Source organism: Azonexus sp. GW821-FHT04F04 (assembly GCF_059420025.1).
Window position 1 is genome coordinate 126,073 of the sequence record NZ_JBWKSX010000004.1, and the last position, 21,394, is coordinate 147,466.

The 21,394-nt window shown below is 62.0% G+C and carries 22 protein-coding genes and 1 other RNA gene; 12 read left to right on the forward strand and 11 right to left on the reverse strand.

The genetic code is table 11. The annotated features are described in order from the left end of the window. Positions 1-3 precede the first annotated feature (3 nt). Positions 4-410, reverse strand: an RNA gene (gene rnpB, locus AC07TV_RS10010) — RNase P RNA component class A. Between the two features lie 201 nt (positions 411-611). On the opposite strand from rnpB, the gene AC07TV_RS10015 reads away from it, so the two are divergent. After that, entirely contained in the window at positions 612-1,169 is a 558-nt protein-coding gene (locus AC07TV_RS10015) for an ankyrin repeat domain-containing protein (RefSeq protein ID WP_494648245.1), read from the forward strand. A gap of 45 nt (positions 1,170-1,214) precedes the next feature. On the opposite strand, the gene AC07TV_RS10020 is transcribed toward AC07TV_RS10015, so the two are convergent. Then, positions 1,215-1,676 (reverse strand): Lrp/AsnC family transcriptional regulator, encoded by a 462-nt coding sequence (locus AC07TV_RS10020; protein ID WP_494648246.1) that lies wholly within the window; start codon positions 1,674-1,676, stop codon positions 1,215-1,217. Positions 1,677-1,807: 131 nt separating this feature from the next. Between AC07TV_RS10020 and leuA the strand changes: the two genes are divergently transcribed. The 3 genes from leuA to infA all read left to right on the forward strand — a co-directional run bounded on the left by leuA (position 1,808) and on the right by infA (position 4,971). Beyond that, positions 1,808-3,502 (forward strand): 2-isopropylmalate synthase, encoded by a 1,695-nt coding sequence (gene leuA / locus AC07TV_RS10025; protein WP_494648247.1) that lies wholly within the window; start codon positions 1,808-1,810, stop codon positions 3,500-3,502. A gap of 291 nt (positions 3,503-3,793) precedes the next feature. Next, entirely contained in the window at positions 3,794-4,681 is an 888-nt protein-coding gene (locus AC07TV_RS10030; RefSeq protein WP_494648248.1) for a transglutaminase-like domain-containing protein, read from the forward strand. Positions 4,682-4,710: 29 nt separating this feature from the next. After that, positions 4,711-4,971: a translation initiation factor IF-1 gene (gene infA, locus AC07TV_RS10035; protein WP_226403651.1), complete on the forward strand. Its 261-nt coding sequence runs from the start codon at positions 4,711-4,713 to the stop codon at positions 4,969-4,971. On the opposite strand, the gene AC07TV_RS10040 is transcribed toward infA, so the two are convergent. Genes AC07TV_RS10040 through pyrC form a run of 3 tightly spaced genes read right to left on the reverse strand, consistent with a single transcriptional unit; the run spans position 4,968 to position 7,233 of the window. Further along, positions 4,968-5,756, reverse strand: coding sequence for a DUF3025 domain-containing protein (locus AC07TV_RS10040; RefSeq protein WP_494648249.1), 789 nt, complete (start codon positions 5,754-5,756; stop codon positions 4,968-4,970). The genes infA and AC07TV_RS10040 overlap by 4 nt on opposite strands. Beyond that, positions 5,753-6,190 carry a hypothetical protein gene (locus AC07TV_RS10045; protein WP_494648250.1) on the reverse strand — a complete coding sequence of 146 codons (438 nt, stop codon included), beginning with the start codon at positions 6,188-6,190 and terminating at the stop codon, positions 5,753-5,755. Before AC07TV_RS10045 ends, AC07TV_RS10040 begins: the two co-directional genes overlap by 4 nt. An 11-nt stretch (positions 6,191-6,201) precedes the next feature. Then, the gene (gene pyrC / locus AC07TV_RS10050) at positions 6,202-7,233 is read right to left on the reverse strand and encodes a dihydroorotase (protein ID WP_494648251.1); all 1,032 of its coding nucleotides are present in this window, start codon (positions 7,231-7,233) and stop codon (positions 6,202-6,204) included. Positions 7,234-7,478: 245 nt separating this feature from the next. Between pyrC and AC07TV_RS10055 the strand changes: the two genes are divergently transcribed. Further along, complete coding sequence (locus tag AC07TV_RS10055; protein WP_494648252.1) at positions 7,479-8,423, forward strand: FHA domain-containing protein; 945 nt, start codon at positions 7,479-7,481, stop codon at positions 8,421-8,423. 24 nt (positions 8,424-8,447) lie between these two features. Here AC07TV_RS10055 and rsmI read toward each other — a convergent pair whose 3' ends face one another. Beyond that, the gene (rsmI, locus tag AC07TV_RS10060) at positions 8,448-9,287 is read right to left on the reverse strand and encodes a 16S rRNA (cytidine(1402)-2'-O)-methyltransferase (protein WP_226496186.1); all 840 of its coding nucleotides are present in this window, start codon (positions 9,285-9,287) and stop codon (positions 8,448-8,450) included. Between the two features lie 10 nt (positions 9,288-9,297). Here rsmI and AC07TV_RS10065 point away from each other — a divergent pair, with 10 nt between their 5' ends. From AC07TV_RS10065 to AC07TV_RS10090, 6 genes are all read left to right on the forward strand, one after another. Next, positions 9,298-9,660: a YraN family protein gene (locus tag AC07TV_RS10065; protein ID WP_494648253.1), complete on the forward strand. Its 363-nt coding sequence runs from the start codon at positions 9,298-9,300 to the stop codon at positions 9,658-9,660. Next, the gene (locus AC07TV_RS10070; protein ID WP_494648254.1) at positions 9,638-10,003 is read left to right on the forward strand and encodes an HIRAN domain-containing protein; all 366 of its coding nucleotides are present in this window, start codon (positions 9,638-9,640) and stop codon (positions 10,001-10,003) included. Before AC07TV_RS10065 ends, AC07TV_RS10070 begins: the two co-directional genes overlap by 23 nt. Before the next feature lie 41 nt (positions 10,004-10,044). Beyond that, entirely contained in the window at positions 10,045-10,635 is a 591-nt protein-coding gene (locus AC07TV_RS10075) for a phosphoheptose isomerase (RefSeq protein ID WP_494648255.1), read from the forward strand. Beyond that, positions 10,635-11,294, forward strand: a complete 660-nt coding sequence (locus tag AC07TV_RS10080) for a BON domain-containing protein (RefSeq protein WP_494648256.1) — start codon at positions 10,635-10,637, stop codon at positions 11,292-11,294. The genes AC07TV_RS10075 and AC07TV_RS10080 overlap by 1 nt, the downstream gene beginning before the upstream one ends. 91 nt (positions 11,295-11,385) lie before the next feature. Then, positions 11,386-11,769: a DUF6394 family protein gene (locus AC07TV_RS10085; RefSeq protein ID WP_494648257.1), complete on the forward strand. Its 384-nt coding sequence runs from the start codon at positions 11,386-11,388 to the stop codon at positions 11,767-11,769. A 13-nt stretch (positions 11,770-11,782) separates the two neighbouring features. Further along, a complete protein-coding gene (locus AC07TV_RS10090; RefSeq protein WP_494648258.1) occupies positions 11,783-13,465 on the forward strand; it encodes a potassium channel family protein in 1,683 nt (560 codons plus the stop codon). Between the two features lie 14 nt (positions 13,466-13,479). Here AC07TV_RS10090 and AC07TV_RS10095 read toward each other — a convergent pair whose 3' ends face one another. The 3 genes from AC07TV_RS10095 to AC07TV_RS10105 are packed head-to-tail and all read right to left on the reverse strand — an operon-like array spanning position 13,480 to position 17,241. Then, positions 13,480-15,300, reverse strand: a complete 1,821-nt coding sequence (locus AC07TV_RS10095; RefSeq protein WP_494648259.1) for a TRAP transporter large permease subunit — start codon at positions 15,298-15,300, stop codon at positions 13,480-13,482. A 19-nt stretch (positions 15,301-15,319) separates the two neighbouring features. After that, a complete protein-coding gene (locus AC07TV_RS10100; RefSeq protein ID WP_494648260.1) occupies positions 15,320-16,321 on the reverse strand; it encodes a TRAP transporter substrate-binding protein in 1,002 nt (333 codons plus the stop codon). Between the two features lie 17 nt (positions 16,322-16,338). Then, entirely contained in the window at positions 16,339-17,241 is a 903-nt protein-coding gene (locus AC07TV_RS10105) for a TRAP transporter TatT component family protein (protein WP_494648261.1), read from the reverse strand. Between the two features lie 144 nt (positions 17,242-17,385). On the opposite strand from AC07TV_RS10105, the gene AC07TV_RS10110 reads away from it, so the two are divergent. Continuing rightward, positions 17,386-17,874 (forward strand): adenylyltransferase/cytidyltransferase family protein, encoded by a 489-nt coding sequence (locus AC07TV_RS10110; protein WP_494648262.1) that lies wholly within the window; start codon positions 17,386-17,388, stop codon positions 17,872-17,874. A gap of 662 nt (positions 17,875-18,536) precedes the next feature. Here AC07TV_RS10110 and AC07TV_RS10115 read toward each other — a convergent pair. Both AC07TV_RS10115 and AC07TV_RS10120 read right to left on the reverse strand, forming a co-directional pair. Beyond that, positions 18,537-20,423, reverse strand: coding sequence for a potassium transporter Kup (locus AC07TV_RS10115; RefSeq protein ID WP_494648263.1), 1,887 nt, complete (start codon positions 20,421-20,423; stop codon positions 18,537-18,539). Between the two features lie 60 nt (positions 20,424-20,483). Then, positions 20,484-21,332, reverse strand: coding sequence for an HDOD domain-containing protein (locus AC07TV_RS10120; RefSeq protein WP_494648264.1), 849 nt, complete (start codon positions 21,330-21,332; stop codon positions 20,484-20,486). Positions 21,333-21,394: the final 62 nt, after the last annotated feature.

Consider the following 21,394-nt stretch of genomic DNA (forward strand, 5'->3'; position numbering starts at 1 on the left):
AAATTGGAAAGTCGGCCGATAAGCCGGGTTCTGTTCCCCCCTTGCGGGGTTCGGCAATCATTCCTCTAGGCCTGCCGTCACCGACAGGCTCAAGCAACCTACCCGGAAGCAGCGCGGGCCACGCCTCAGCTTCCCTATTTGGTCTTGCTCCGGATGGGGTTTACCGTGCCGCTGAACGTTACCGCCAGCGCGGTGAGCTCTTACCTCGCCGTTTCACCCTTACCTGTGCGCCTTGCGGCGCCATCGGCGGTCTATTCTCTGTTGCACTTTCCGTTGCCTTGGGTCACTCGACTTTCGTCTTGCGACTTATAACACCCAGCCGTTAACTGGCATCCCGCCCAATGGAGCCCGGACTTTCCTCCCGGCGCCGAAGTTTCCCCCGGACGCCCAGCGATTGCCTGGCCAACTTTCCGCTGCGGATTATACGCGCCTGCAAGCCAGCCCCGGGCCGCATTGTGGACACCACGAAAAAGTAGCCTGATTCGAATATCCAACAGGCAATTCGTGAAAAATCTGACAGCCCCTACCTCCCCTCATGGCTAAGCTAAGCACACGAGCGTCCAAAATAATGCAAAATAGATAGTCGCCGGTTTTTTCTGGAGAACAATTTCATGTCCATGCACAGCGCACTCAGGCGAGCCATCGAAAAGGGAAACCTGGATGCGGTCAGAACCGCCCTGGATCACGGCGCCCTTATCGAGGAAGCCGATATGCACGGCGACCCCGGCCTGCCGATGCGGATCGCCTGCTTCAAGGGTCATGCCGACATCGTGCGCGAACTGATCAAGCGCGGCGCCGACATCCATGCCCCCAACGCCCAAGGCGCCGGCGGCCCCATCCGCATGGCTAGCCGGGGCCAACACAGTCATATCGTCGAGCTACTTTTAGCCCATGGTGCCGAAGTACCTGAAGATGTCCAACTGCCGAACGCCAACAGCGGGGAACGCCGCAAGCGTGGTGAACGAAGAAGGCGGGACATCGGCCCACCCAGCGACATTCGGGAAAGACGCCAGTCGCGCGAACGCCGAGTCGTCTCCGTCCGCGAAGTCGAACTGTCTGACCGCCAATGGGAACGTTACTTCGCCCAAACCCAACCAAGTCCGCGGCCCGCGCATATTCATGACGTGGCTGATACCGTGTCGATGGTCTTCGAACGAGTCCGCGACTAAGACACAAGAACGGGGCAGACGGACCCCGTTGCCAAGCCGCTCCGCCTAAGCGGGCAAGGTTGTACGGTCGATCACCTTGCGCAGGACAAAACTGGTGTGCACGCCGGTCACGCCTTGAATGCGCGTGATCTTGTTGAGCAGCAGATCCTGATAGGCATCCATGTCCCGGACGACTACTTTCAACTGGTAGTCCGACTGCTGGCCGGTGATCAGCAAACACTCCAGCACCTCGGGTATGTCACCAATCGCCGCCTCAAGATTGGCGAACCGCTCGGGTGTGTGCTGATCCATTGAAATGCCGATCAACGCCATGAGCGTCAACCCCAGTTTCTTGGCGTCGAGCATGGCGCGATACCCGGTAATCAGCCCCGACTCCTCAAGCACCCGAACCCGACGCAGACATGGCGAGGGCGACAGACCGATGCGGTCGGCCAGATCCTGATTGCTGATGCGCCCATCGGCTTGCAGGATGGCAAGAATTTGCCGGTCGTAACGATCAACGTCCATAATATTTCCGTATGAAAAACTTTAGCGCAATTTTCTGCCAATAATACATCAAACGTGGCATCAGTTCGCAATCGCCTGCCGGCTCCTTTGGCCTAATATTTCGCTATCGAAAAATTTATCCGGAGCACGCCATGATTTCCCAGCCCGCCACCAAATACACCGCCTTCCCGCCCGTCCGTCTCGCTGATCGCCAGTGGCCGAACCGCATCATCGAGCAGCCGCCGGTGTGGATGAGTACCGATCTTCGCGATGGCAATCAGGCGCTTTTCGAGCCGATGAACGCCGAAAAGAAGATGCGCATGTTCAAGACGCTCTGCGCCATCGGTTTCAAGGAAATCGAGATTGCCTTTCCCTCGGCCTCGGAAACCGAATTCGGCTTCGTGCGTGAATTGATCGAAGGCGGCCACATTCCCGACGACGTCACCATCGAAGTCCTCACCCAGGCCCGCGAACATCTCATTCGCCGCACTTTCGAGTCGATCAAGGGTGCCAAACAAGCCATCGTCCACGTATATAACGCTACCTGCAAAACTTTCCGCGAGAATGTATTCGGCATGAGCAAGGCGGAGGTCATGGCCATGGCCGTCGATGCCGTCCAGCTCATCCGCCAGCTTGCCGATGAAATGCCGGAAACGAAGATCACGCTCCAGTACAGCCCGGAGCTTTTCACCGCCACCGAACTCGATTTTGCCCTCGAGGTCTGCGATGCAGTGACTGCCGCCTGGGGCGCCACACCGGAACGCAAGGTCATCCTCAACCTCCCGACCACGGTCGAAATTGCCACACCCAACATCTACGCCGACCAGATCGAGTGGATGCACAAGAATCTTGCCCGCCGCGACAGCGTGCTCATCAGCCTCCACCCGCACAACGACCGCGGCACGGCCGTCGCTGCCGCCGAGCTCGGCCTCATGGCCGGCGCCGACCGGGTCGAGGGCTGTCTTTTCGGCAATGGCGAGCGGACCGGCAATGTCGACCTCGTCACGCTTGCCCTCAACATGTACACGCAAGGCGTTCATCCCGGCCTCGATTTTTCGGACATCAACGCCGTCGCCCGTACCGTCGAACACTGCACCCAGCTCCCGATCCACCCGCGCCACCCGTACGTCGGGGATCTCGTTTTCACGGCCTTCTCCGGCTCCCACCAGGATGCCATCAAGAAGGGGTTCTCTGCTCAAGAGGCAGACGAGCAATGGGCGGTGCCCTATCTTCCGATCGATCCGGCCGACGTTGGCCGTAGCTACGACTCGGTCATCCGCGTGAACAGCCAGTCGGGCAAGGGCGGCATCGCCTACCTCATGGAAACCGAGCACGGCGTGGTCATGCCGCGTCGCTTGCAGGTCGAGTTCTCGGGTGTCGTCCAGCAACACACCGACGCGCACGGCGGCGAAGTGAGTGCTGACGGCATCTGGTCGATGTTCGCAAAAACCTACCTCGACGCCAGCAGCCCGATCCGCTACCGCGAACATCACCTTTTCGAGCATGGCAGCGCCCAGGGTATCCGCCTCAACATCGACATCGACGGCACGCCGCACATCCTGACCGGCGAAGGCAACGGGCCGATCAATGCCACGGTACACGCCTTGCAGAGTGCCGGCATCAACATTCAGGTGCGCAGCTACGAGGAACGTTCGATGGTACCGATGGGCGAGGACGGCAACGCCCGGGCCTGTGCCTTCATGGAGGTGGCCGGCAAAAACAGCGGCGAATGCTACGGCGTCGGCGTCGACAGCAATATCGTCACCGCCTCGATCAAGGCCTTGCTGAGCGGGGCCAATCGTCTCGGCGCCATGCAGATGCGCGGAGAGCAACCTCGGGCGGCCTGATGCGTCCCTGAATCCCTTGCCAAAACATCGGCAAGGGATTGAATATTCGGCGCTTTTCATTTTCGTCCCTTGCCACATAGGGGATCGGCGCGTAAGATGTTGGCTTCGTCGGAGTAAAAACATCCGACTCCACCGTTCTGCCCGCGTAAATGCCGTTCCTCTGCCGCCCCGTCAATCGACGATTTCCGGCACGCCGAAGTCACCATTTCCCGTCGCAAAGCGCTGTTTCATTGCTCGCCCGAGCCAGTCCGGATTGCCGGATACCGGACGATCATCACTTTCGGGGAATAAATGGTCCGCATTCAGTTCACTATCGATCTTCACTATGAACTGGGTTTTCAGGGCGCCGATTTCGTTTTCAACATCCACGCGGCCAAGACGGCCAGCCAGACGATCATCAACGAACAGTTGGTGATCAGTCAGCAGGTTCCGCACACCATCCAGACCGATCCGGCAACCTGCACCCGCTACCTGCGCCTGACCGGCGCCCCCGGTCCGCTGCATATCAGCTACAAAGCCGTGCTCGACATCAAGCAGCAGGTCGACCTGCCCGATCTGATCCAGGAAACACCGATCGCCAAGCTCCCGCTGTCGGCCCTGACCTACATCTACCCGAGCCGCTATTGCCAGTCCGACCGACTGGCAGCGTTGGCCATGAGCGAATTCGGCCATCTGCCCAAGGGCTACCGCCGGGTCGAGGCCATCCGCAACTGGGTCAACAAGCATGTGACCTTCAAGGGCAATACCACCAACTCAGCCACTGCCGCGCTCGATACGCTGATTGACCGGGTTGGCGTCTGCCGTGACTTCGCGCACCTGATGATTGCCATCTGCCGCGCCCTGAACATTCCGGCCCGCTTTACCACCGGTATCGATTACGGCGCCGACCCGTTGCTGGGGCCAACCGACTTCCATGCCTACGTCGAGGTTTTCCTCGGTGACCGCTGGTATCTGTTCGACCCTTCCGGCACGGCGATCCCGATGGGCTTTGTCCGTCTGGCTACCGGCCGCGATGCCGCCGATGTATCCTTTGCAACCATCTTCGGTGGCGTTCTCTCGCCGCCGCCGGTGATCACCATCAGCGCCATCACCGAAGCCGGCCAGCCGTGGGAGTTACCGCGCCACCGGCACGAAGCGCTTTCCACCGACGCAGCACCAGCCGCCGTCGCCACCCCCTGAACATTTTTACGATTACTGGAGAAGAACACTTGGCAAAAGAAGAACTACTGGAAATGCAAGGCGTCGTCGAAGACGTGCTACCGGATGGTCGTTTCCGTGTGACGCTGGAAAACGGTCACGTGATGATCGCCTACACCGCCGGCAAGATGAAGAAAAACCACATTCGCATTCTGCTCGGTGACAAGGTGACGCTCGAACTGTCGCCCTACGACCTGACCAAGGGTCGCATCACGTTCCGTCACATCGAGAACCGCGGCTCACCGATGCCGCAGCAACGCCGCCGCTACTAACAAGCCGGTTTTGCCATAGCCCGACGGCCAGGCCTGAATTGCCAGGTATCGTCGTAGTACGCCGGATCTTCGCTATCCGGCGTAACGCCAGGAATGCCCAGCAAGGGTAGCGGTTGAAAATCGCGTGGCCGGGTGTAACGACCGCTGATCAAATCGGCGGCCAGAAGCTTGTCGACCGCAGCAAGCTGCTCCGAATCGCCCATTTCAAGCCAAGCCTCGCTCACCTCGTAGAGCACTGCCTTGGCCGTCAGGCCACGAAATGGCTTGAGCATCTGCTCATAGGTGGCGTGGCCGAAGATCACGAAACGCATGCTGCGAATCACCTCGGCACGGCGCTCGACGAACAATTGCTTCCACCGAAAATCACGCAGCAGATCAAGCAGTTCAGGCTGACTGGTCAGGACGACAATGCCGCATTCGTCAAAATGGGTCAGCGCATCGCGGGGCATACCGCGCGCCCCGCCCGGCGCCTGCATGGCACGCATGTGGGCCGCGCTGACGGCAATCTTGGTTTGCGGAAAACCAAGCCAGACCAGGGCATTGAAGAAGTCATGCCAGTTGTCGCGGCGGGTTTCTACCTCACCGCTTTCCCAGATCCGGCATTCGTAAACCAAACCATCCGGACGCGGCGCGACGAAACGGACGCGCTGTCCGTTCGCGGTATAAATGGGAAACTGTTCGGCCAGTTCGGCCACCGCCAAGGCATCCGGCGTTTGCGGCAGGCGATCCAGCCAGTGCCGCAGCGGATTGAACAGCGGCGATGCGTAGAGCGAAACAGGGCTCACTCTTCAGCTGGCGATTCGTCTTTTTCTTCCTTGACGAAAACCAGTTCACCCTTCTTGACACGGAAGGTACCAACAAACTGGCCCATCCCCTCCGGGGGTTCGCCGTCCATCTTGGCGAAGTTCTCGCAGGTCTGCGTCTCGGTGGCAAACATTTTCTTACCCGCCTTGATGATGAAAGCCCCGGACGGCACCTGATATACCTCGACCCTGGTTTTTTCCGTGCCCGTACCGAGGCTATGCCGACGCATGCAGGCCGGCATGCGCGAAACAACCATGTACAACTCGACCTTGCTGTCCCAGAAATACGGCTGCTCACGAATCAGCGACAGCACGTGCTCGCGGGTGTTGTCGATTTCATACGTCGCGCCGTCATTGACACAGGCAGTGAGCAGCGGAGCAGCCAGCAGCGGCAGCAGGAGGTGGCGCAGACGCATGACGATATTCCTCAGAGCATTTTCCAGGACAACGTTTCGCCGGCGCGCAGCGGAACGATGGTGTCGGTGCTGATGTACGGGTAGTCGGCAGGTACGGTCCACGCCTGTTTGGCCAGCGTGATCTTGTCGCTGTTGCGCGGCAATCCGTACCAGTCGGGGCCGTTGAAGCTGGCAAAGGCTTCGAGCTTGTCGAGGGCACCGGCCTGCTCGAAGACTTCGGCGTAGAGCTCCATGGCAGCGTAGGCCGTATAGCAGCCGGCGCAGCCGCAGGCGTTTTCCTTGGCGCCCTTGGCGTGCGGAGCCGAATCGGTGCCGAGAAAGAATTTCGGATTGCCGGAAACGGCTGCAGCAACCAGTGCCTCGCGGTGCGTTTCGCGCTTGAGCACCGGCAGGCAGTACCAGTGTGGCCGGACGCCGCCCTGGAAGATGGCATTGCGGTTGTAGAGCAGATGATGGGCGGTGATGGTCGCTGCCACGGTCAACCCGGAATTTTGCACAAATTCTGCAGCGTCCTTCGTCGTGATGTGCTCCATGACCACCTTGAGTTTCGGGAAGCGCTGGGTCAGAGGCAACAGCACCGTGTCGATGAAGACCTTTTCGCGGTCGAAGAGATCAATCTTCGGATCGGTCACTTCGCCATGCACCAGCAGCGGCAGGCCGACGCGCTCCATTTCGGCCAGCGTGTCGTCGGCTTTCCGAATATCGGTCAGGCCGGCATCGGAATTGGTCGTCGCCCCGGCGGGGTAGAGCTTGACGGCCTTGACGAAGCCGGAAGCGGCGGCCTTGGCGACTTCGCTGGCCGGCGTGTTGTCGGTCAGGTAGAGCGTCATCAGCGGCTCGAAGCTGGCGCCGGCCGGTAGCGCCGCGACGATGCGCTGACGATAGGCGGCAGCCTGTTCGACGGTGGTGACCGGCGGCTTGAGGTTGGGCATGACGATGGCCCGGCCAAACTGCGCAGCCGTATGGGCGAGGACGGAAGCCAGGGCTTCGCCGTCGCGTAGGTGAAGGTGCCAGTCGTCGGGGCGGGTGATAGTGATCTGCATGGCGATTCTCGGTGCTGTTTGCTGCAATTTTAACAGGCTGCCCGGCCTAGTCGGAGCGATTCGGCGAGGCAGAACAAAACGGTTCTTTGCAAGTTCGCCACAATGCTTTACAAAATGACAGACGCAAACTGCTAATCTGTTTATGTCGATTTATCTGCGCGTCAGCGGCAGGGGTGCTGCCCTGCCGTGGCCAGGCGTGCATTCAGAAAGATCGACGCAAATGCAAACCAATTTCACTGACCATCATGCACGACAATATGGTTCACCATCCCTCGACAGAGGCCCCCAGCCCCGGCGGACTTGCCAGCACCTACCTGGTCCACGCAGCGGTGCTCGAAGTTTCATCACGCGCCGCCCCACCCGACGAAACGCTCTTGGGAAAGCTGATTCGCCGTCGACTGAGTCGCCTGGAGCGGGTTCTCGCCACTCACGGCGGCTCACTCGTCCGGCAGATGCCGCAAGGTCTGCTCGCAGCCTTCGACTCGGCCGAAACTGCCGTGCTCGTAGCCTGTGAAATGCAACGGCGCTGCGCGGTGATCCCGCAGATTCTGGAAACCCAGATCGGGCTGAAGATAGGCATCCATGCGACGACGCCTCAGAACGACTTGGAAGGCACCTTTGATGTTGCCGAAATCGAGGCATCCCGGCTGGCCAACTTGCTCGGTGAAGGCACTATTGTCGTATCCGGGACTGTGGTTAAAGCCCTGCCCGAAATATTGCGTGAAAACAGCGCCGTCCTTGGCCGTGAAAACATCGGTGCCGCTGCCCATCTGGTCGACTGGGGCGCCATTCCCATGCGCCCCGCACCGGCGCCACCCACGCAATCCGAGGCAAGGCCACTCACGCCAAAGGCCGCCCCACCGTCAGCCTCCCACCTTGTCTTGCGCAACGGCGGCCGCAGCTACCGCTTTGCTGGCGACAAATCAGTCATCACGATCGGCCGCGCACCGGACAACGACATTGTGATCAGCGCCCCCAACGCCTCGCGCCAGCATTGCCGGATCATTTACCGACTGGACAATCATGTGCTCGTCGATCTGAGCATGAACGGCACTTACGTCAAATCCGGTGATGCGCCGGAAACAATCATCCGGAAAAGCATGGTTACGCTGAGCGGCAGCGGACGCATCGGCTTCGGCCACTCCTGCCGTGGCGATGACGAGCAGACTTTCGAGTTTCAAATCGGCTGACGTCAGCCCGCAATCCGGATGCGCTTATCCAGCCTTGAGCGCCAGCGCCAGATCGTAGAGCGCATTCTTGGCGGCGCCGGTAATCGCCGAGGCCAGCTTGGCCGCCTGTTTGACCGGCAACCCTTCGGCCAGCAGCAGCTTCAGAACCCGCTCGCCTTCGCCGCTTTCGGCATTGGCCGGGGCGCCGGACAACATCAAAACGAATTCGCCGCGCTGGCGGTTGGGGTCTTCCTTGAGCCAGGCAAGGCCTTCGGCCACCGGCAGGGAATGGATCGATTCGAACAACTTGGTCAGTTCGCGGGCGATGACCAGGGTGCGGTTGCCGAATACCGTCGCCATGTCCTCGACCGTTTCGAGTACGCGGTGCGGTGCTTCGTAGAAGACCAACGCACATTCATGCTCGCGCAATTCCTCAAGCGCTTGCCGGCGCTGGCCGCCCTTGGAAGGCAAAAAGCCGTAGAACAGGAAATGTTCGTCGAGCAGTCCGGAACCAGACAAAGCTGTCGTCGCAGCGCATGGGCCGGGCAGCGGGATGACCTTGCAGCCGGCAGCACGAACGGCAGCGACGATGCGGGCACCGGGATCGGAAATGCCTGGCGTACCGGCATCGGAAATGAGCGCCACGGCTTCGCCGGCCTGCAGCTTTTCGACGATGCGCGCGGCGGCTTCGTGTTCGTTGTGCTGGTGGGCCGGAATGGTCCGCGCCTGGGCGCCGAGTTGCTTGAGCAGCGGGCCGCTGTGGCGAGTGTCCTCGGCGGCGACCCAGGGCACGGTGCGCAGGATTTCTTCGGCGCGGCGGGTCAGGTCGGCGAGATTCCCGAGCGGCGTCGGGACGACATACAATGCAGCGGATTCTTCCGTCATTATTATCAACATGCAGGCAAAGACCAACGATACCACCACGACGCGCGGCCGCGAAGCCGAAGAGCGGGCGGCGCGCTATCTCGAATCCCACGGTCAACCGGTAATTTCGCGCAATTTCAGAATCCGTGGCGGCGAGATCGACCTCATTTGCCGCGACGGCAAGGTCCTGGTTTTCGTTGAAGTCCGTCAGCGCAGCCGCAGCGACTTTGGCGGCGCCGGGGCCAGCATCACGGCGAGCAAGCGGAGGCGTATTGTCCTCGCCGCCCAGCACTACCTCATCGGCAAGCGGGATTGCGACTGCCGATTCGACTGCGTGCTGATCGACGGTGACCAGCTCGAATGGATCAAAAATGCGTTTTCTGCTGACGATTAGCCTGGTCTTGTGGCTGACAGCTGCGCAAGCCGAAAGCGTGCGCATGCTGGTCCAGAATTCACCACTGGCTGGCAGCCAGTTTTACGCGCTGGAAGCTTTTTGGTCAGAAATCAAGGTCGGCGATCCCCTCAAACTGATTCGCGAACCAGACAACAAGCACGACCGCAACGCCATCCGCGTCGAATGGCGCGGCCACCAACTGGGCTACGTACCGCGCGCCCAGAACCGCGCTGTGGCCGCCGCGATGGACGCCGGCGACCGGCTGACCGCCCGCGTGTCGTCTCTGAGCGACAACAAAAATCCGTGGCAACGGCTGGCGTTCGAAGTCTTCGTCGAGCTGTGAGGTAGAATGCTTTCACTTATAGCCCCAACTCATTGAACGATATGGATTTGATCGCCCGCGTTGCCAAGCATTTCGAGGACAGCGCCCAAACCAAGCTGAACGCCGTTGAAATGATGGCGGCCCCGATTGCCGCGGCGATCGAAACGATGACCAACTGCCTGATCAACGGCGGCAAGATCCTGGCCTGCGGCAACGGCGGCTCGGCTGGCGATGCCCAGCATTTCGCCGCCGAACTGATCGGCCGTTTTGAGGCCGAACGCCAGGAACTGGCGGCCATCGCGCTGACCACCGACACTTCGATCATCACCGCCGTCGCCAACGATTATTCGTTCAGCCAGATTTTTTCCCGCCAGGTACGCGGTCTCGGCCATGCCGGCGACGTGCTGCTGGCCATTTCGACCTCAGGCAACTCGGCCAACATCATCGAAGCCATCAAGTCCGCGCACGAGCACGACATGCACATCGTCGCGCTGACCGGCAAGGGCGGCGGGCTGATCGGCGAAATGCTGCGTGACGACGATATTCATCTCTGCGTGCCGGCCGAACGGACGGCGCGAATTCAGGAAACCCACCTGCTCGTCATCCATTGCCTGTGCGATGGGATCGATGCACTTTTATTGGGAGTCGAATGATGCAAAAAGCCAAACTCACCCTCGCCGCTGCGGCGCTGATCACCCTTTTGCCCATGCTTGAAGGTTGCGTTCCGGCGGTCATCGGCGGTGCGGCCGTCGGTGTCATGTCGGCCCATGATCGCCGCTCCACCGGCACGCAAACCGACGACGAAACGACCGAATGGAAGGCCGGCCAGCGCGTTCCCGATCAGTACAAGGCGTTCTCGCACATCAATTTCACCTCGTACAACCGGCGCGTGCTGATCACCGGCGAAGTGCCGAACGAGGAAGCCAAGGCCGCCATCGAAGCCGAAACGCGCAAGCTCGACGGCGTCCGCGAGGTGTACAACGAACTGGGCATCGGCCCGGCATCGTCGCTCGGTAGCCGCAGCACCGATTCGTACATCGACTCCAAGGTCAAGGCCCGGCTGGTCGATTCGAACCAGATTTCGGCCAACCACATCAAGGTCGTCACCGAACGCGCCATCGTTCATCTGATGGGCATCGTCAACGCCCGCGAAGCGAAGGTTGCCGTCGATGTCGCGCGCACCACCTCCGGCGTCAAGAAAGTGGTCAATGTGCTGGAAATCGTTGGCGACGAAGACACCCGCCGCCTCGACAACCAGACGCTCGGCGCGCGCAACCCGCCGCCGGCCAGCGCACCGGTCGAAAATCGCTGATTTGCCGGATTGACCGCTCCCGGGAGTAAGGGCTCCCGGGGTGTAGCCCCCCGGCCAACAAGAGCCGGGGCGCCGTAAGGGGGAAAGAACAATGAATCTCGAAAAGGTCATCTTCGGCTTCTTCATCGTCCTCGCCGCGACGCTGAATTTCGGCTTCTTCATCGGCGACATCGGGCGGCCGGAACTACACAACATCTATGAACTGGCCGCCGCGCTGTTCGTCAGCCTGATCGCCACCGCCCTCAAATTCGGCGACCGCACGCAGATCGGTGCCATCCACCTGTCCACCAGCCTGGTGGCTGACCTGCAACTGATCGCCGCCGCCATCACCTGGGGGGTGGCCGAACACATCACCGGCGTCGGCATGACCGTGCATGTCACGTCCAGCGTCGTCTCGCTGTCCGGCGGCGCGCTGTTCGCCAATATCGTTTCGGTCATCATCCTCATCGTCGAAACCGTCATGCTGCGGCGTTAGCCGGGAGCCGCGCGTGAACAGCGCCTTCTTCCTCGTCCTGCGTCGCATGCGGGCGCCGATCATTGGCCTGATCGTCATCTACGCCATCTCGATCATCGGCCTGACGCTGGTCCCCGGCGTCGACGCCGAAGGGCGGATGGCACCGCCGCTCAGTTTCTTTCACGCCTTCTATTTCATCAGCTACACGGCAACGACCATCGGCTTCGGCGAGATCCCGGGCGCCTTTTCCGACGCCCAGCGCCTGTGGGTCACTGTCTGCATCTACCTGACCGTCGTCGGCTGGTCGTATTCGGTGGTCACGCTGATCGCCCTGCTCCAGGACAAGGGCTTCCAGAACACCCTGACGACCAACCGCTTCGTCCGCCGCGTCCGCCAACTGAAAGCGCCGTTCTACATCGTCTGCGGCTGTGGCGAAACCGGCAACCTGATCGCCCGCACCTTCGACCGCCTCGACCAGGCCTTCGTCGTGCTCGAAAAGGACGAACTGCGTGTCGAGGAAATCGACCTCCAGGATTTCAAGACCGACACCCCGGCCCTCGCCGCCGATGCCAGCCTGCCCGACAACCTGCTGCTGGCCGGCCTCAAGCACCCGAAATGCCGTGGCGTGCTCGCTGTCACCAATGACGAGCAAACCAACCTGGCCATCGCCATTGCCGTCCGCCTGCTCAACCCGGACATCCCGGTCATCGCCCGCGCCCGCACGGCGTCGACCACGGCCAACATGGCCTCCTTTGGCACCGACCACATCATCAATCCTTTCGAGCGTTTCGCCGACCATCTGGCACTGGCCGTTGCCGCCCCCGAACGCTTTCGCCTGATCGAACTGCTGACCAGCCTGCCCGAAAGCCCGATCCCCGAACCGCACCGCCCACCGCGCGGCCACTGGATTCTGTGCGGCTACGGCAATTTCGGCCATGCCGTGGCCGACCGCCTGCGCCATACCGGCATCACGCTGACCATCATCGACCCTGCCGCCAAGGATGCCGACCAGCAACTGGTCGGCGACGGCACCGAAGCCATCACCCTGCGCCAGGCCGGCATCGAAACTGCCTCGGGCATCGTCGCCGGCAGCGACAACGACGTGAACAACCTGTCGATCGCCGTCACCGCCAGCGAAATCAAGCCCGAGCTCTTCGTCGTGACACGCCAGAACCACGCGGCCAACAGCGCGCTGTTCACCGCCTACGGTGCGGATTTCACCGTGCTGCCCAGCCGCATCGTCGCCCAGGAATGCATCGCCATCCTCACCGCGCCGCTGCTCGCCCGCTTTCTCGAACGACTGCACAGCCTCGATGAAACCCATTGTCGACAGTTGGTCGAACGCCTGCATGCCGAATGCGGCGGCCTGACCCCAGCCGTCTGGGACGTCCGCCTTAACGCATCCGAAGCGCCAGCCATCTGGCAAGCCTTGTTGCGCGAACGGCCGATCCGCCTCGGCGAAATCCTCCCCGATGGTGCCGACCGCAGCCAGCGCCTGCCCGCCGTCCCGTTGCTGGTCGAGCGCGGTACCGACTGCCACCTGCTGCCGGGCGATGATTTTTTGCTGGAGGCCGGCGATCAGCTGCTCATGGCCAGCCCGCTACACGCCCAGCGCGACCTCGAACTGACCCTCAAAAACGCCAACGAGCTGGATTTTGTACTGACCGGCCGGGAAAACTCGGGCAGCCTGCTCGGTCGCCTGCTCGCCGCTCGCTGAGCAATCTCACACGGTCAACCGTAAAAACCGGCGATTTTTGGCAACCATATCGCCAGCCAGGGCAAGGCCGAAATGGTCAGCGCGCCGATGAACATGGCGAACACCGCCGGCAATACGGCAGCAGCAACGTAGCGGATCGGCTTGCCGAACATCGCCGAGGCGAAATAGATGTTCATACCGGCCGGCGGGCAGAGAAAGCCCATCTCGATATTGGCCAGGAAAATCACGCCAAAGTGCACCGGATCGACGCCGTAGGCGATGGCTACGGGCAGGAGCAGCGGGACGAGGACGACGATGGCCGCGTAGATTTCCATCAAGGCCCCGGCCAGTAGCAGGAACAGATTGAGGGCAATGAGGAAGGCGAACTTGTTGGGCAGCACCGACTGCACCCACTCGATGGCCGCGTCGGGGATGCCGGCGTCGACGAGGTAGTTGGTCAGGCCGAGCGCCATGCCGAGGATGAGCATGATGCCGCCGATGACTTCGGCACAATCGACCAGCGTCGTCCGGAAATGCGGCCAATCGAGTTCGCGATGCGCGATGGACTGCGTGAGCAGCGCATACATCGCCGTCAGCGCGGCGCTCTCGGTCGGCGTCGCGATGCCGCTGACCAATGAGCCGATGGCGACGACCGGCGCCAGCAGCTCCCATTTGGCGACCCACAAGGCGCTGCCCAGACTTTTCGATTTTGGCTCTTTTTCCCGGTTGACCGTAGCAATGCCGCCGCGCCGCAAATAGCCGCCGACCAGCAACAGGCAGGCGACCATAAGCACGGCCGGCAGCACGCCGGCGAGGAACATGGTGTTGATCGGCACGCGGGCGATGATGGCGTACATGATCAGCGGCACCGACGGCGCCAGCAGCACGCCGAGGGCGCTGGCGCTGGTCACCAGACTGATGCCGCGCTGTTCGGGAAAGCCGGCCTTGGTCAGCAACGGCAGCAGCAGGCCGCCGAGGGCCAGGATGGTGACACCGCTGCCGCCGGTGAAGGCGGTAAAGAAGGAACAAAGCACCGCCGCGGCTATCGCCGTGCCGGCCACACCACTGCCGAAAGCGGCCGTGAACACCTCGCCGAGCCGAGCCGCCGCGCCAGTCCGGGCAAACAGCAAGCCGGCCAGCGTGAACAAGGGCAACGCCGGCAGCGAAGGATTGACGGTAATCTGGTAGTGACTGAGCGGCACCGAGGCGAGCGGCTGGCCTTCGCTCCAGAACAGCGCCAGGGCCAGGCCGCCGAGGACGGCGAAGATCGGTGCGCCGCAGAAGAGGATCAGCGTCAGCCAGAGAGCGAAGGGCCAGACGGGCAGCGTACTGCCGTCGAAATGCTGGGCGAAGACGTAGCCGGCGGCCGGCAGGGCCAGCGCCAGGACGATGCGGCCGGCCAGGTTGGGCGTGATGCGCGAGGCGAGCTTGAGGCCAAGCAACGCGAAGCCGAGCGGCATGGCGATTTCGAACATCCAGCCGGCGATGCCGTAGGCGATGTCGCGCGGCATTTCCATTTCAGTGGCGACGAAAGTCCAACTCGCTTGCGCCAGCATGCCGCAGAGCACGGCGGCGCTGGCCTTGCCGAAAACCACGGCGCTATTGCGAACGAGCGGATTGGCCGAGGCGGTAAAGCCGGCGCCGAGCGCACTGAGGTGCAGGCCGCGTTCGGCGAGCAGGGCCCCGAACATGGCGAGCAGCAGGCCGCAGTGCTGGACGAGCACCGGTGCATTATCGATGCCCGAACCGAACAACGGGCGCAGGACAATTTCGAGCAGCGGCACGAGCAGCATGACAAGCAGCGCGCCACCAGCGATCAGCGCATCGAATTCACCGAGACGGCGCAGGAAATGCATACTTTTCAGCTCGGCCGCCCTACTTCTTGCCGGCGCGGAAAGCCTTGAGCAGCGCGACGACTTCGTCAAACTGCTCGGCCGGCACCAGCTTGCCGCGGATACGCGGGTAGAGCCCGTCGGCCAGGGCATTCCATTCCTTCATCTGCTCGGCATTGGGCTTGTTGACTGTCAGGCCGCGCTTTTTCATCGCCTCGACCGCCTCGTCGACCTCCTGCCGGGCCTTGGCGCGCAGTTGAATGCCGGCCTTGGCGCCGGCTTCGCGGACGATGACCTGGCCTTCCGGCGTCAGTTCGTCCCAGGCCTTTTTGGTGATGATCAGGGCGCCGACAATTGGCGACCAGTTCATGTCCAGCATGTTGTTGGCCGTCGTATAGATCTGCGTCGCCAACGCGAAATAGGGCGTCGACGGCACGGCGTTGATCATGCCGGTCTGGATGGCCGGCAGGATGTCGGCCGTTTCCAGCGGCACTGGCGTGTAGCCGAGGTTTTTCATGATTTCCTGCTGGTCGGCCTCGGCGCCCCAGGCGAAGAACTTCATGCCCTTGAAATCATTCGGCGCGAAGGCCGGCGTCTTGCTGAAAAAACGCACCCAGCCGGCGTCGCCCCAGGCGAGCACGACAAAGCCCTTGTCGAGAAATTTCTTTTCCATCGCCGGGCGCATCTTCTCGCGCACGTAATCGACCTCTTCCCAGCTCTTGAACATCATCGGCATGTTCTGCAACGCGGCAATCGACGGCTCGATCTCGCGCAGCCCGACCACCGAGAGCAGGCCGCCCTGCAACTGGCCGATGCGCATGCGGCGCACCATGTCCGTCTCTCCCCCCTGGCTGCCATCCGGATAAACGAGATACTTGCCTTGGCCGCCCTGCGCCGTGCGCCAGGCTTCGCCGAGTTCCATGAGCTGGCGGTGGTAGAGCGAATTCTTCGAAGCCAGCGTGCCGATGCGCAACTGCTTGTCGGCGGCGTAGGCATTGAGAGCAAGCACGGTGCCGAGCAGGAGCGCAGCCAGTCTGGTTTTCATTGTCATCTCCGGGAGTTTCAGAACAGGTCAGGCGCCTGTTCCAGCAGCCATGCCGCACGCCGGCGCATGACTTCGTTTTGCAGCGCCAGCGGGCTGTCCGGCGCATCCTTGATAGCCACGGCCTGCTTGAGCAGGCTCTCGAACAGCGCCCGGTCGCCGGCCGGCTGGGCGTAGCCCTCGGCCTTGCCGACCAGCGCGCCGGCACTGTTACCACCGCCCTGGGCTATCGCCTGGTCGTACCAGACCAGCGCCTGCGCCTGGCTGCCGCCCGGGCGTGACGCTTCAAAGGTAGCCAACAAGCCGGTCAGCGCGCCCTGCCCCCAGGCCGGGTCAGCCTGCCAGGCCAGTTGCGTCAGGCGCACGGCCTGCGGCAGATCGGCCACTACGTCCGGATCATCCTTGGACAGCGAAATCCAGCCGCCCCACGACGCTGCGGCCCAGTAAGCGAGGCCGACCTGGGCCGGCTCCAGCTTCGGCCAGTCGGTCGCCTGCGGGGCGTTGAGAGCGCGAACGAAGCCGGGACTTTCCTTTTCCAGCGCCGCCATCGCATGCTTGTGCGCCCGGCGATAAAGCAGCGCGGCGCGGCGGCGCAGTCGATCGGCCGCCTTGGCATCCTTGGCCTCGATGCGGTCCGCCTCGAAAGCGACGAAGGCGTAGGCATACTGCGTGAAGCCACCGGCCACCGACTCGGCCAGGCCGCGATGACCAGGGTCACTGCGCAGCGCGGATTCAGATAACTTCAGGTAGAAGGCGCTCGCCTCGCGGGCCAGATCGAGATCGTTTTCGCTGGCCTGTCCTTGTGCCGCCAGTTCATCAGCGATGCTGCCGACCACCAGCTGACGCGGCGAGCAGGCTGTCAGCAAGACGCTGACAAGGAGCGCAACGAGGGCCGAAAAGGTGCTGCGCCGGAGCAAGGGCAATTGAATTCCGCTGGGTTCGATGGAGTGCCCTGCACACTAGCCAGCCGATGTTACATGGGGATGACAGGGGGCCGACGCGACAATCCGGCGCCACCCGCCAACTGGCACTAAAATGACGGCCTGTCCTCAATCCGTGATGTCGCCATGACCTACGCCGCCCCCCGCTTCGAAGCCAAAATCTGCCCGCCCGACCAGCTCGCCACGCGCGCCGCCCAACTGCCCCGCCCGCTGGTCTTCACCAACGGCTGCTTCGACATCCTGCACCGCGGCCATGTCACTTATCTGGCGCAGGCTGCAGCGCTCGGCACCAGCCTGATCGTCGCGCTCAATACCGATGCCTCAGTCAAACGTCTGGGCAAGGGCGACGACCGACCGGTCAATGCGCTCGAAGACCGCCTGGCCGTCATGGCCGCGCTCGAATGCGTGGCGCTGGTGACCTGGTTCGACGAAGAAACGCCGCTGCAACGCATCCTCGAATGCCGACCGGAGATTCTCGTCAAGGGTGGCGACTGGCCGGTGGACAAGATTGTTGGCTGCGGCGAAGTGCTGGGCTGGGGGGGAACGGTGCACTCCATACCCTTCATTCACCAGAAATCCACCACGGCATTGCTGGAGAAGATTCGGCGGCTTTGATCGGACGCGGGTTCTGACAACCGGAGGGTTTCGCGCTTGAGGTGTGGGTGCCTCTTCGTAAGCCTTGTTTTCCGCGCTTGAGGCGCGGGCGTACTTTCTTCTTGCTTCGCCAAGAAGAAAGTAGCCAAAGAAGAAGGCGACCCTGGGTCGGTGCCGGCTGCGCCGGTTCCCTGTGCTACTCGGAACTGGCGGGGGCTGCGGAACTCGGGCTTCGCCCTCAGACAGTCCTCGCCCTTTTTCCGCCAGCCCCTCCGTTGCTCGGCACCTCTCAAGGGGCCCGGTGAAACGATCCGTGATTGAGATTGGGTGCCTGAATAACAGATTTCATTTTTGGCCGTTTTTTCCGGTTGACCGTGGGAATCTGCTTTTCCGGCAAAACGGTTGAGCCCGGACGCCTTTGGGGCCCCCGTGGAAGGCGCTGAGCAACGCAGGCGGGCCGGGGGCAGTCGGCTTGCGTTGTCTGAGCCGCAGGCGAGTTTAGCAAGCCGCCCGGCCTGCCGAGTAGCGCAAGGAACCCGAAGGGCGCCGCCCCCGGGGTCGCCTTTTAGCTGCGCTAGCAATAGCCTTTGGCTACTTTCTTTTGGCGAAGCAAAAGAAAGTACGCCCGCCAGCAAGGCGGAACCCCAAGCTCATTCAACGGAACCACAAGCCGAATCGAACGCCTACAACACCACCTGCGTCCCAAGCTCAACAACCCGATTACTTGGAATTTTGAAGAAGGCCGTCGCCGACCCCGCATTCCGGAACATGGCGACGAAAATCTTCTCCCGCCAGAACGCCATTTCCGAGCCAAGCCGGGGTATCAGCGTTTCGCGGCCGATGAAGTAGGACGTCTCCAACGGGCTGAAGTCCAGGCCGAAGACGGCGCAACGATCGAGCGCACCGGGCACATTGGGGTCGTCCATGAATCCATAGTGAATGACCACACTCCAGAAATTTTCCTTGAGCTGGTGTACTTCGACGCGATCGATGTCCGGCACGTAAGGGACATCGAAGAACTGCACCGAGAGCAGCACGACGCGTTCGTGCAGGACTTTGTTGTGCATCAGGTTATGGAGCAGCGCATGCGGCACGCCCTTGGGGTCGGCGTTGAGGAAGACCGACGTACCGGCGACACGGGTCGGCATCGAGGAGGCCAGCGAATCGAGGAACATCGACAGTTCCAGACGTTCGCCTTGCAGGCGTGCGGAGAGCAACTGGCGGCCGCGCTTCCAGGTCATCATGACGATAAAGATGGCCATTCCGGCGAGCAGCGGGAACCAGCCGCCATCGGGAATCTTGAGAACGTTGGCGGCCAGGAAGACGAGCTCGACGGCGAGGAAGCAGGCGAAGAGCAGCCCGGCCTTGATCCAGCCCCATTTCCAGACCTTGGCGACGACCACAGTGGCGAGGATGGAGGTGATCACCATGTCGCCGGTCACGGCGATGCCGTAGGCCGCGGCCAGATTGTTCGAGGATTTGAAGCCGAGGACGAGGATCATCACGGCGACCATCAGGCCCCAGTTGACCGCCGGCAGGTAGATCTGGCCTTGCTCCTTGTCCGACGTATGCTGCACTTCCATGCGCGGCACGAAGCCGAGCTGCATGGCCTGCCGCGTCACCGAGAAGGCGCCGGAAATCACCGCCTGCGAGGCGATCACCGTCGCCATGGTGGCCAGGGCGACCAGCGGAATCAGCGCCCAGTCGGGTGCCGACAGGAAGAAGGGGTTCTTGGCCGCTTCCGGCTCGGCCAGGATCAGGGCGCCCTGACCGAAATAGTTGAGGACCAGCGCCGGCAGCACAAAAGCGAACCAGGCGCGGGAGATCGGCTTGCGGCCGAAGTGGCCCATGTCGGCGTACAGCGCCTCGGCCCCGGTCACGGCGAGCACGACGTTGCCCATGGCGATCAGCGACATGGCCTTGTTTTCGAGCAGAAACTCAATGCCATAGACCGGATTGATCGCCATCAGGATGCCCGGATGCGCGACGATATTGTGCAGCCCGAGCAGGGCCAGGACAGTAAACCACAGCATCATGACCGGCCCGAAAAAGGCGCCAACCTTGGCCGTGCCGCTCCGCTGGACGAAGAACAGCACGAACAGGACGATCATCGTGATCGGAATGACGAAGGACTTGAAGGCCGGGGTGATGACCTCCAGCCCCTCGACGGCGGAAAGCACGGAAATGGCTGGCGTCACCATCCCGTCACCGTAAAACATGGCCGCCCCGAGGACGCCGAAAATCATGATCAGCCGGGTCTGCTTCGGCTTGTTCTGGGCCGTGTGCAGGGCCAGCGCGATGAGCGCCATGATGCCGCCCTCGCCGCGGTTGTCGGCGCGCATGATGAAGCTCACGTACTTGATCGAGACGACGACGATGAGCGCCCAGAAGAAGAGCGACAGGCTGCCGTAAATATTGCCGACGGTAACCGGGATCGGGTGGTTACCGGCGAAGACTTCCTTCACAGCGTAGAGCGGGCTGGTCCCGATGTCGCCATAGACGACGCCGAGGGCAGCCAGGGCCAGGGCCGCGAAACGCTTGCCGGAAGACTCCACCTCGTGATGACTCATTAATCCAGCTCCCCGCTGATTCGGCACGCGACTGGCCGAGCTGGCCCCAAGCCCAGGGGCTTAGCCCCCGAGCGCCGCCTTCAGCGACTGCACTTCCTCTTCCGACTCTTCAACGATCTCGGCCAAGGCATCGGCGTCGAAAAGCGTGTCAAGAATCGTCGTATCGATCTCGCCGTCCAGTTCCTTGTCGCGCCAGCTGGAAGTACGGTTGGCGATCTTGTTGGCGATGAACAGCACGTTGGACAGGTTATCGACGGCCGTTATTTCGCGTTCGGTTTCGTGATCCCGAACCGCTTCGAGCACCGACTCCGGCAAGCCCATCGCCGAGAGCAAGGCGTGACCGATATTGTCGTGCCAGCCAACCAGCAAGGCATGCAACTCAACCTTGTCGCTGGCCAGTTCCGGGAAGTTGGCGGCCCGTGACATCAAATAGAAGACGCCAAGATCGTGGACCAGGCCGGCAAACATCGCCTCGTCGCCATTGATCCGGGCCTTCTTGCGGGCCAGCACGCGGCACAGCGCTGCCACGTGCGAGGTGTGTTCCCACAGCCGATGGGAAATCTCCTCGAACGGCTGCATCTGCTTCGATTTGAGTAACTGCTCCATGGCCACGGCAAATGACACGGTGCGCACGGCTTCCATGCCGACCCGGACGATGGCGCTCTTGACGTCGGCCACTTCGCGACCGCTCGGGTTGAGCGCCACCGAGTTGGCCATGCGGATGATCTTGGCGCTCATCAGCGGCTCGGCACCAACCAGCTTGGCCAGTTGTTCGACGCTCAGATTCGGATCCTTCAGCGCGGCACGCACCTGAAAGGTGATGTCGAGGAAGGTCGGGAAAGTGATTTCATTGCTGGAAAGATCCCGGGCAATGTCCTCAAGAATCTTGAAAGTGACAGCGCTGGCCATGCTGGTTTACCTCTGGGCAAAAAGGGAATTGCGCCGCATCACACGAGCAGCGCAAGCAATGC

What these genes read in the sequence shown, in the direction of transcription:
- AC07TV_RS10015 (WP_494648245.1), top strand. Translation starts at nt 612, where the DNA reads ATGTCCATGCACAGCGCACTCAGGCGAGCCATCGAAAAGGGAAACCTG.
- AC07TV_RS10020 (WP_494648246.1), bottom strand. Translation starts at nt 1,676, where the DNA reads ATGGACGTTGATCGTTACGACCGGCAAATTCTTGCCATCCTGCAAGCC.
- leuA (WP_494648247.1), top strand. Translation starts at nt 1,808, where the DNA reads ATGATTTCCCAGCCCGCCACCAAATACACCGCCTTCCCGCCCGTCCGT.
- AC07TV_RS10030 (WP_494648248.1), top strand. Translation starts at nt 3,794, where the DNA reads ATGGTCCGCATTCAGTTCACTATCGATCTTCACTATGAACTGGGTTTT.
- AC07TV_RS10045 (WP_494648250.1), bottom strand. Translation starts at nt 6,190, where the DNA reads ATGCGTCTGCGCCACCTCCTGCTGCCGCTGCTGGCTGCTCCGCTGCTC.
- pyrC (WP_494648251.1), bottom strand. Translation starts at nt 7,233, where the DNA reads ATGCAGATCACTATCACCCGCCCCGACGACTGGCACCTTCACCTACGC.
- AC07TV_RS10055 (WP_494648252.1), top strand. Translation starts at nt 7,479, where the DNA reads ATGCACGACAATATGGTTCACCATCCCTCGACAGAGGCCCCCAGCCCC.
- rsmI (WP_226496186.1), bottom strand. Translation starts at nt 9,287, where the DNA reads ATGACGGAAGAATCCGCTGCATTGTATGTCGTCCCGACGCCGCTCGGG.
- AC07TV_RS10065 (WP_494648253.1), top strand. Translation starts at nt 9,298, where the DNA reads ATGCAGGCAAAGACCAACGATACCACCACGACGCGCGGCCGCGAAGCC.
- AC07TV_RS10070 (WP_494648254.1), top strand. Translation starts at nt 9,638, where the DNA reads ATGCGTTTTCTGCTGACGATTAGCCTGGTCTTGTGGCTGACAGCTGCG.
- AC07TV_RS10075 (WP_494648255.1), top strand. Translation starts at nt 10,045, where the DNA reads ATGGATTTGATCGCCCGCGTTGCCAAGCATTTCGAGGACAGCGCCCAA.
- AC07TV_RS10080 (WP_494648256.1), top strand. Translation starts at nt 10,635, where the DNA reads ATGCAAAAAGCCAAACTCACCCTCGCCGCTGCGGCGCTGATCACCCTT.
- AC07TV_RS10085 (WP_494648257.1), top strand. Translation starts at nt 11,386, where the DNA reads ATGAATCTCGAAAAGGTCATCTTCGGCTTCTTCATCGTCCTCGCCGCG.
- AC07TV_RS10095 (WP_494648259.1), bottom strand. Translation starts at nt 15,300, where the DNA reads ATGCATTTCCTGCGCCGTCTCGGTGAATTCGATGCGCTGATCGCTGGT.
- AC07TV_RS10100 (WP_494648260.1), bottom strand. Translation starts at nt 16,321, where the DNA reads ATGAAAACCAGACTGGCTGCGCTCCTGCTCGGCACCGTGCTTGCTCTC.
- AC07TV_RS10110 (WP_494648262.1), top strand. Translation starts at nt 17,386, where the DNA reads ATGACCTACGCCGCCCCCCGCTTCGAAGCCAAAATCTGCCCGCCCGAC.
- AC07TV_RS10115 (WP_494648263.1), bottom strand. Translation starts at nt 20,423, where the DNA reads ATGAGTCATCACGAGGTGGAGTCTTCCGGCAAGCGTTTCGCGGCCCTG.
- AC07TV_RS10120 (WP_494648264.1), bottom strand. Translation starts at nt 21,332, where the DNA reads ATGGCCAGCGCTGTCACTTTCAAGATTCTTGAGGACATTGCCCGGGAT.